General features: G+C 55.4%; 10 protein-coding genes. All 10 read left to right on the forward strand.

The annotated features are described in order from the left end of the window. Nucleotides 1-1,305, forward strand: a complete 1,305-nt coding sequence (locus ACEQWH_RS10425; RefSeq protein ID WP_370230522.1) for an ABC transporter substrate-binding protein — start codon at nucleotides 1-3, stop codon at nucleotides 1,303-1,305. Nucleotides 1,306-1,445: 140 nt separating this feature from the next. Beyond that, nucleotides 1,446-2,393, forward strand: coding sequence for a carbohydrate ABC transporter permease (locus ACEQWH_RS10430; protein ID WP_370230524.1), 948 nt, complete (start codon nucleotides 1,446-1,448; stop codon nucleotides 2,391-2,393). Then, entirely contained in the window at nucleotides 2,390-3,328 is a 939-nt protein-coding gene (locus ACEQWH_RS10435) for a carbohydrate ABC transporter permease (protein ID WP_370230526.1), read from the forward strand. The genes ACEQWH_RS10430 and ACEQWH_RS10435 overlap by 4 nt, the downstream gene beginning before the upstream one ends. After that, nucleotides 3,325-3,513, forward strand: a complete 189-nt coding sequence (locus ACEQWH_RS10440) for a hypothetical protein (protein ID WP_370230528.1) — start codon at nucleotides 3,325-3,327, stop codon at nucleotides 3,511-3,513. Before ACEQWH_RS10435 ends, ACEQWH_RS10440 begins: the two co-directional genes overlap by 4 nt. Nucleotides 3,514-3,524: 11 nt before the next feature. Continuing rightward, a complete protein-coding gene (locus ACEQWH_RS10445; RefSeq protein WP_370230530.1) occupies nucleotides 3,525-4,622 on the forward strand; it encodes an ABC transporter ATP-binding protein in 1,098 nt (365 codons plus the stop codon). Further along, nucleotides 4,615-5,610 carry an ABC transporter ATP-binding protein gene (locus ACEQWH_RS10450; RefSeq protein ID WP_370230532.1) on the forward strand — a complete coding sequence of 332 codons (996 nt, stop codon included), beginning with the start codon at nucleotides 4,615-4,617 and terminating at the stop codon, nucleotides 5,608-5,610. The genes ACEQWH_RS10445 and ACEQWH_RS10450 overlap by 8 nt, the downstream gene beginning before the upstream one ends. A gap of 11 nt (nucleotides 5,611-5,621) precedes the next feature. Continuing rightward, nucleotides 5,622-7,241 carry a dihydroxyacetone kinase subunit DhaK gene (locus tag ACEQWH_RS10455; RefSeq protein WP_370230535.1) on the forward strand — a complete coding sequence of 540 codons (1,620 nt, stop codon included), beginning with the start codon at nucleotides 5,622-5,624 and terminating at the stop codon, nucleotides 7,239-7,241. Nucleotides 7,242-7,245: 4 nt separating this feature from the next. After that, nucleotides 7,246-8,220 (forward strand): class 1 fructose-bisphosphatase, encoded by a 975-nt coding sequence (locus ACEQWH_RS10460; protein ID WP_370230537.1) that lies wholly within the window; start codon nucleotides 7,246-7,248, stop codon nucleotides 8,218-8,220. 10 nt (nucleotides 8,221-8,230) lie between these two features. Further along, the gene (gene fba, locus ACEQWH_RS10465; protein WP_370230538.1) at nucleotides 8,231-9,280 is read left to right on the forward strand and encodes a class II fructose-bisphosphate aldolase; all 1,050 of its coding nucleotides are present in this window, start codon (nucleotides 8,231-8,233) and stop codon (nucleotides 9,278-9,280) included. A 221-nt stretch (nucleotides 9,281-9,501) separates the two neighbouring features. Then, the coding region (locus ACEQWH_RS10470; protein ID WP_370230540.1) for an IS6 family transposase at nucleotides 9,502-9,857 on the forward strand (356 nt) is incomplete at its 3' end.

The raw sequence follows: 9,857 nt of genomic DNA on the forward strand, positions 1-9,857 counted from the left end.
ATATCTGTAGCGGGAGGCGCAATTCTGGCGTCTGGCCTGTCTAATGCGGCGATTGCCGAAGATCTTACGCTTTGCTGGGCTGCATGGGATCCGGCGAATGCTTTGATTGAACTGAGCAAAGATTTTGAAGAAAAGTCTGGCCACAACATGAGCTTTGAGTTTGTGCCATGGCCCAGCTTTGCTGATCGTATGCTGAACGAGCTGAACTCCGGCGGCCAGCTGTGCGATCTGATGATTGGCGACAGCCAGTGGATCGGTGCTGGCGCTGAGAATGGCCACTATGTTAAACTGAACGACTTCTTTGATGCCAACAGCATCGACATGGGTGACTTCATCCCGGCGACTGTGACTGGATATGCCGAGTGGCCGAAAAACACGCCTAACTACTATGCGCTGCCTGCCTTTGGCGACGTGGTTGGCTGGACATACCGCAAAGACTGGTTCGAGCGTCCTGAGCTGCAGGCCGAGTTCAAAGAGAAATACGGATATAACCTGGACGTGCCTGCATCGCTGGAGCAGCTGACAGACATCGCTCAGTTCTTCCAGGGCCGCGACATCGACGGCACCACCGTTTATGGCTCAGCCATCTACACCGAGCGTGGTTCCGAAGGCATCACCATGGGCGTGACCAACTGGCTCTACAATTACGGCTTTCTCTACGAGAACCCCGAAAAGCCATATGACCTCGCAGGGTTTGTGAACTCCGCTGATGCGGCTGCTGGACTGGAAGCCTACAAAGAGCTTTACGACACAGGCACGCCTCCAGGTTCTTCCAACTGGTACATGGGCGAAAACATCGATGCCTACCGTTCCGGACAGGTTGCGATGCAGATGAACTTTGCCTTCATCTGGCCCGGTGTAGAAGCTGACGAAAACGTCGGCGGCGGCAAGTCCGGTTACTTCCCGAACCCTGCTGGCCCGAACGGTCAGTTCGCGCAGCTGGGCGGTCAGGGTATCTCGGTTGTGTCCTACTCCGAAAAGCAGGATGCGGCTCTGGAATACATCAAGTGGTTCGCGCAGCCTGAAATCCAGTCCCGTTGGTGGGAACTGGGCGGCTACTCCGCTTTGAGCGCAGTGGTTGAAGACCCAAGCTTCGCAACCTCGCAGCCTTACGCGCAGACCTTCCTGGACAGCATGGCGATCGTGAAAGACTTCTGGGCCGAGCCTGCCTATGCAGATCTGCTGATCGCTACCCAAGAGCGCATTCACAACTACGTTGTTGCTGGCGAAGGCACTGCACAAGAAGCGCTTGATGGCCTGGTGAAAGACTGGACCGAAGTCTTTGAAGACGAAGGCAAGCTATAAGTCTCCTCTCTGTCAGCGCATCCGGCCTTGCCTTTGCGCTGACGCCCATCCCGGCGGTTTCCTGAAATGCCGGGGTCACTCACTTAGTGGGTAAACGTCGCTAGAGGTAATCTTCTGACGTCTGCCCAGAAGGAACATCGATGACCGTATCACCCATAAATAAAATGGCTGAAAAGACACCTGCAGGGATGTCCAAAAAAATCAGGGGTCTATCGGACAGAACGATTGCCTGGATTTTTGTTGCCCCGACGATTTTCTTACTCTTGGCCGTCAACATCTTCCCGCTCATTTGGACAATCCGCCTGAGCTTTACGAATTACCGGGTGAACCGCCCGAACAATGATGTCGAATGGGTCGGACTCCGCAACTACGAACGCATCCTCAATGATCCAGACATCTGGAACACGATGCAGGCCACCGCGCATTTTCTCTTGTGGACGATTGCCCTGCAGGTTCTGATCGGTTTCTCGTTAGCGTATCTCATCAACAAGAAATTCAAGGGCAACGATCTTTGGACGACGATCATCGTCTTCCCGATGATGCTGTCACCAGCTGTTGTCGGTAACTTCTGGACGTTTCTCTATCAGCCGCAAATCGGTCTTTTCAATTACATCGTGGCGTTCTTTACGGGCGCTGATCCCACGAGTTTTTCAATGATTGGTGATGTGCATTTAGCACCTTGGGCGATCATTATTGCGGACACCTGGATGTGGACCCCGTTTGTCATGCTCATCTGTCTGGCCGGTCTGCGGTCTATCCCTGACAGCATCTATGAGGCCGCCGAGTGCGACCGCGCGAGCAAGTGGCGTCAGTTTTGGACGATCACTATCCCGATGGCCCTGCCGTTCCTGATGCTGGCTGTCCTGTTCCGTGGAATCGAGAACTTCAAGATGTTCGACCTCGTGGTGCAGCTGACCGGGGGCGGCCCTGGCAACACGACCACGCTGACGTCAATTGACCTCAAACGAGAAGCGTTTGAGAAGTGGCGGACCGGTTATTCGTCTGCCTACGCCGTCATCCTCTTTGTCACCGTCTTCGGCCTTGCGTCGATCTACGTCAAAGCGCTCAATAAGGTAAAAGAAAGATGAGCTTTTCCGTCACCGAACCGACCAAGAGCACCAAGTGGTTTGCTGGTATTCTGGTCATCGCTTATGCGGTCGTCACGATCATCCCGCTCTTGTGGATCATCGCCACTGGCTTCAAATCACCGTCTGATTCGATCGCTTATCCGCCTGTTGTCGTGTTTGAGCCCACGCTCGAAGGCTATGTAAACCTGTTCACGGACCGGACCCGCGCGACTGACGATATGCTTGAAGCCGCAGGCCCTCCGCAAACATGGTATGAAGAGATCGCCCGTGAGCGCGGCACTGTCATCTCCGGGCCGTCCCGATATGGCGAACGCTTCCTGAACTCGGTCATCATCGGTTTTGGATCAACGGCGCTTTGTATGATCCTTGGCACCGCTGCCGCCTATGCGTTCAGCCGGTTCCGCGTGCCATTGAAGGACGATTTGTTGTTCTTCATTCTGTCTACACGGATGATGCCACCGATTGCGGTTGCGATCCCGATCTTCTTGATGTTCCGCAACCTTGGCCTAAATGACACGCACCTCGGGATGATCCTGCTCTATACCGCAGTTAACCTGTCGCTATCGGTTTGGTTGCTGAAGGGCTTCATCGACGAAATTCCTCTGGAATATGAAGAGGCGGCTTTGATTGATGGCTACACACGGTTCCAGGCCTTCTACAAAGTGGTTTTGCCACAAGCTGCCACAGGTATCGCTTCCACCGCGATATTCTGTCTGATCTTTGCGTGGAACGAATACGCCTTTGCCGTCCTGTTGACCTCTGGTCAGGCTCAAACGGCACCCCCCTTCATTCCAAATATCATCGGTGTGAACGGCAAAGACTGGCCCGCTGTGGCCGCCGGCGCCACGATCTTCCTTGTCCCCGTAATGGTGTTCACCGTGCTTCTACGCAAACACCTGCTGCGCGGCATTACCTTCGGAGCGGTGCGCAAATGACCAACTTTATCAATGGTTTGCTGCGGCTCCGCCGTAGTTCGTGGGAGATGGTGGCCTCAATCCTTATCGCGTTGGGAGTCATCATGCTGATGCAGCCTATCGCGATCGGCCTCTACACCTACTCCTTCATTATCACTCTCGTCGGCACGGTGATGTTCATCATCGTCAGCCACTTTCCAGAATAGGAGGCGCATCAATGGCACAAATACGCATTGAACACGTGCGCAAGGAATTCGGCGCCTTTACGGCTGTGCAATCCTCGACCTTCACGATCGAAGACGGCGAATTCTTTATGCTCCTGGGGCCCTCGGGCTGCGGCAAGACCACGACCCTTCGAATGATGGCGGGGCTTGAGCTGCCGACATCGGGCGAGATCTACATTGACGGCGAAGAGGTCGGCCAAAAGCCCGCTAGCCAGCGCGACATTGCGTTTGTGTTCCAGATGTTTGCGCTTTACCCGCATATGAACGTGGGCAAGAACATCAGCTACCCGCTGTTAAGCCAAGGCATGCCAAAGGCGCAGGTAAAAAAGAAGGTCGGCGAGATCGCTGAGATCCTCGGCATCACCGACATTCTGAGTAAGCCCGTGGGGGGCCTGTCCGGCGGAGACCGCCAGCGGGTGGCACTCGGCCGCGCCATTGTTCGCGACCCCAAAGCGTTCTTTATGGATGAACCTTTGGGCGCGTTGGATGCGGAGTTCCGCGAACACATGTCTGACGAGCTGCGCGCGCTGCATGACCGGATGAACGCCACGACTGTCTATGTGACCCATGACCAGCTTGAGGCGATGCAGATGGGCGACAAGATCGTGGTGATGAACCACGGCGTCGTCGAACAATTCGGCGTACCGCAAGACATCTACGACTGGCCTGCGACGAAGTTCGTGGCGCAGTTTATTGGCTCCCCTCCGATGAATTTCCTCGACTTCAACGGTATGGTGGGCACCGGATCGACCGAAATCCGTCTCAACGACGTCGCGGTCACTGTCCCAGAGGCCCGCGAAGGGACGAACGGCGGCATTATATTTGGCATCCGTCCCGAACATGTGCGGCTTGATGACAGCGCGCCCTATCGGGGCCGGGTGATTGCAACTGAGTATCTTGGAACGACCCAGATCGTCACATTGGAGACGGCAAATGGCGCCGTAAAGGCGCGCTTGTCGTCGGCTGACCGTGTCAATGTCGGCGACCAGACCGGGCTGCACTTCGATGCGCGGACCATCACCCTGTTCAATGCAGAAACCGGCAAGGCGCTGAAGAGCGCTGCAAATATGGAGGTTTTGTCCAATGGCTGATGTCACCTTGAACGGCGTGTCAAAATCTTTCGGTGAAGAAACCGCTTTGGACAATGTCACAATGACCGTGCCGGACGGGTCTTTTGTTGTGCTTCTTGGCCCGACGGGGGCAGGAAAAACGACGACCCTACGTATGGTATCTGGCCTTGATAAGCCGGACACCGGAACTGTAATGATCGAAGGACGCGACATGGCCGGGCTTACGCCCGCGCAGCGAGATGTCGCGATGGTCTTCCAGCAATACTCGCTTTATCCGCATTTGACTGTGCGGCAGAACCTGGAATTTCCATTGAAATCCCCGATCCTGAAAACGCCACAGGCCGAAATCGACCGAAAGGTCGGTGAGGTCGCGGAGGTTCTGCAGATCAGCCACAAGCTCGACAACAAGTCCACGGCCCTGTCGGGGGGCGAGATGCAGCGTGTCTCGATTGGTCGGGCGCTGGTACGCAACCCTTCGGTCTATCTGATGGACGAGCCGCTCAGTTCGCTGGATGCCAAGCTGCGATCTGATCTGCGGATCGAATTGAAGAGCATCCAGGCCAATTCGGGGGCCACGCTCCTTTACGTGACCCATGACCAGATCGAAGCGATGACCATGGCGACCCATGTCGGTGTGCTTGATAATGGCAAGCTGGTGCAATTCGGAACACCTCGCGAGATCTATGAGAACCCGGTGAGCGTCTATGCCGCCAGCCGTCTTGGCCAGCCGCGTATCAACGTCCTGCCTGCAGACGTCTTTGGTGGTGCACCCGATGGCGCGGCCTCGATCGGGCTCAGGCCTGAACATATCGTCCAGGGAGAGGGCGAGGAGAGCATGGTGACCCGTGTTGAACATTTGGGCGATCAGACCCGTCTGCATCTGGCGTTCAAGAACCACGACCTGATCACGGTCACCGATGCACACACAACGCTAAACGAAGGCGACGTGGTCAAAATTCGCCCCAACAATCCGTATTATTTCGACGCCAATGGCGCGCGCGTGGCCTGAGGGAGGACACAATGGAACACTTTATCAACGCTAAAGAAGATATGGTCACACAGGCCATCGACGGAACGATCGCAGCCTCAGGCGGGAAGCTGACGCGGCTTGACGGTTATCCCCATATCCGTGTTGTCGTGCGGTCGGACTGGGACAAATCCAAGGTCGCGCTGGTGTCTGGCGGCGGTTCCGGACATGAGCCAGCGCATGCCGGGTTTGTCGGTGAAGGAATGCTGACTGCCGCTGTGTGCGGCGATGTCTTCGCATCGCCCTCTGTCGATGCGGTTCTGGCTGGGATTTTGGCCGTCACAGGCCCTGCGGGTTGTTTGCTGATCGTGAAGAACTACACAGGTGATCGCTTGAACTTTGGCCTTGCCGCAGAAAGGGCCCGTGCCTTCGGCCTGAAGGTGTCGATGGTTATTATGGACGATGACGTGGCACTGCCGGACTTGCCACAGGCGCGCGGGGTCGCTGGAACGCTCTTCGTTCACAAGATCGCGGGTGCCATGGCTGAAAACGGCGCGAATCTTGAGGCCTGTACGATGGCCGCAGAACGTGTCAGAAAAGCGACTCGATCGATCGGGATGTCGCTGGATACCTGCAAGGTTCCGGGGTCTCTGAAAGAGGATCGTATCCCCCTAGGGATGGCCGAACTTGGCCTTGGTATTCACGGGGAAGCAGGTGTTGAGCAAGTCGCCTCAAGCGGGGCAAAAGATGCAATCGCCCTGATGACCGAAAAGCTGGCGGCAGGCATGCCCAAGACCCCGCATGTTGCGTTGATCAACAATCTTGGCGGCGCCTCCTTCCTTGAGATGTCGATCCTGACCGATACGCTGCTGGCGTCTGACGTGGGTCAACATATCCGGCATGTGATCGGTCCTGATGCGATGATGACCGCCCTCGACATGCATGGATTTTCGATCTCCTTGATGGAACTGTCGAACGGTGACGTAGACCTGTTGGCCCAACCCGTGGGCGCGCCTGCGTGGCCCGGCTGCAACCTTGTTAAAAAACCCAAGGTTCTGCCTTTGCCCGATGGCCTGGCACCCATTCGCGCGCCCGCCTCTCAGCATGAGCCTACAAAGGCCTTTCTGACGGCCTGTTGCAACGTGCTGATTGCATCAGAGGCAGACTTGAACCTTCTAGATGCCAAATCTGGCGACGGCGACACGGGATCGACTCTGGCGACCGCATCCCGCGCCTTGATCGAGGCGATGGACACGCTGCCCTTAGCCGATCACACGCAGCTTTACCGCGCAATCGGGCTAGAGTTGAGCCAGACGATGGGCGGCTCATCCGGCGTGCTTTTGGCGATCTTCTTTGCCGCAGCTGGCGATGCATCGTCGTCCGGAATGCCGATGAAGGAAGCCTTGCAAACGGGGCTGGATCGCATGCGTCAGATTGGCGGGGCAAATCCTGGTGACCGAACGATGGTGGACGCTTTGATGCCCGCTTTGCAGGAACTGGGTGAGGGTTTCGCCGCTGCCGCGGCTGCGGCCCGCAAAGGTGCAGATTACACGGCCACGATCACCTCTGCCAAGGCAGGGCGCGCCAGCTACATCAACGCGGAGCAGCTAGAAGGTCATATCGATCCTGGCGCTGAAGCTGTTGCACGGTTATTCGAACATTTGGCCAGCTGAACAGATGTCACATGAAACGCTTCACACGTACCTCCAGCGCGAGGTGGGCGATCCTGACCTGCGCGATCTGATTGATCGAATTGCGAGTGCATGTTGGTCGATTTCAACACTGGTTGCTGAATCGGCAATTGACGGAAATCTGGGACAGTCTGGCACAATCAATTCACAAGGCGAGGACCAAAAGCCGTTGGATATCCTAGCGAATGAGGTGTTTGTGCGATCTTGCGTGGGTAACTCGCGCGTTGCCGCGATCGTGTCCGAAGAAGTCGAAGATGTCATCAAGGTTTCTCAACCGTCAGAGGGCGACTTTGTGATCGCCTTCGATCCGCTGGATGGATCATCAAACCTGGACGTTGATCTTTCAGTTGGATCAATTTTTGCCATTGCGAAGGTCAAAGAGGCAAAGACGGATTGTGTCCTTCAGCGGGGTCGCAAACTCCTCTGCTCGGGATATGCTATTTATGGGCCGTCAACAGTTTTCGTTCTGACACTTGGTGACCGGGTCGACGGGTTCAGTCTGGACCAAGAAACAGACACCTTCGTGCTGACGCACCCAAGGATGACCGTCCCCCGGGAAACCACGGAATTTGCCATCAACGTCTCGCGCCTGCGCCACTGGGATGCGGCGATCCAGAAGTACATTGCAGAGTGCATCGAAGGCCCAAGCGGACCACGTGGCAAAGCGTTCAACATGCGTTGGACCGCTTCCATGGTGGCCGAGGTTCACCGCATTCTGGTCCGTGGTGGTGTGTTTCTTTATCCAGTCGATGCGGAAAACAGCGCCCAAGGGGGCAAATTGCGACTGTTGTACGAGGCGAACCCAATCGCCATGATCATGGAAGCCGCAGGCGGCCTTGCAACTGATGGGCGACGCCCGCTGCTTGATAAGGTTCCCAGCCATCACCACGAACGCACATCTGTTGTGCTTGGGTCCCGCGCCGAGGTGGAGCGCGTGGCGCAAGCCTACCTTCAAACATGAGGGCGCTCGAATGCCTTTGATTACGCTTAAACAACTCATGGATGACGCCTGCCTTAATGGTTATGCCATCCCCGCATTTAACGTGAACAACATGGAACAGATGTTGGCCATCATGCAGGCAGCTAACACGGTGAACAGCCCTGTCATCATGCAGGCGAGCCGTGGTGCCCGTGCCTTTGCAAATGACATTGTGCTATCGCATCTGATCAAAGCGGCGATCGAGCTTTATCCTCACATTCCGGTTTGCATGCACCAAGACCATGGCAATTCACCTGCGACTTGCATGTCAGCCATCACGAACGGGTTCAGTTCGGTGATGATGGATGGGTCGTTATCGGAAGACGGCACGCGCCCAACCAGTTTTGATGAAAACGTCACCGTGACGGCCAAAGTTGTGGAGATGGCGCATATGATAGGCGTATCAGTCGCAGGTGAGATCGGCCATTTAGGCAGTTTGGAAACGGGCAGAGGGGAGGCTGAGGACGGCCACGGATACGAGGGCGAGCTGTCGCGTGATATGCTGCTAACTGATCCTGACGAAGCCGCCCAATTCACTGAACTGACTAAGGTCGACGCCTTGGCTGTGGCGATTGGGACATCCCATGGTGCCTACAAATTTACACGCAAACCAGATGGTGAGATTTTGGCCATCGACCGTCTGCGTGAAATTCATGCGAAACTGCCAAACATGCCTTTGGTGCTGCATGGGTCGTCATCTGTCACCCAAGATCTTCAAGAGACCATCAATGATAATGGGGGTTCAATTGATCCGACATGGGGCGTCCCGGTTGAGGAAATCCAGCGTGGCATTAAATATGGCGTAAGAAAGGTTAATGTGGACACCGACCTGAGACTTGCGATGACGGGCGCTATTCGAAAGGTCTTCGTAACTTCGCCTGCCGAGTTTGACCCTCGCAAATATCTAGCCCCTGGCATTGCAGCGATGAAGGCCGTTTGCACGGACCGCTTTATCGCCTTTGGTTCGGCAGAGCGCGCATCGACGATCAAGGCCAAACCGCTCGCTATCATGGCGCAAGCTTATTCGGCACAATATGTCTGATCTGGTCGCTGAACGGTTTGGATGGTACTGTCAGTATAAATAATTTGCCCGACAGTGGTCTTGACTTTAGCTCATTAACTACGCTGGATCCTCTATCCCTCGGCTACTTCGAAAACAGCCCTATTAGCGTCCAGGAGCAATCATGCTGCACTTTATAAATACAGGCACTGTCAGAATAAACTGCCTTGCCCGACAGCGTGCTGAATATTAGCGTCTGGGCCATGCCCTATTCTTTATCCTTCCGCTATTTCAAAACCAGCCCTGAGATTATCCAACTTGCTGTTATGCTGTATGTGAGGTTCCCACTCTCACTGAGAAATGTAGAAGACCTTCTGCACGAACGCGGTGTCGATGTGAGCTATGAATCCGTTCGGTACTGGTGGCATAGATTTGGTTCTCAGTTCGCAAGTAAGATAAAGAAGCGCAGGGCAGGGGGCATGCAGTCCAGTAATTGGAAATGGCACCTGGATGAAGTATTTGTGAAGATAAATGGTGAAAGACACTATCTGTGGCGCGCAGTCGATCATGAAGGCGAGGTGCTAGAAAGCTACGTCACTAAAAAGCGGGATAAAAAAGC

It is taken from the genome of Cognatishimia sp. (assembly GCF_964229375.1).
Taxonomy (GTDB): Bacteria; Pseudomonadota; Alphaproteobacteria; order Rhodobacterales; family Rhodobacteraceae; genus Cognatishimia.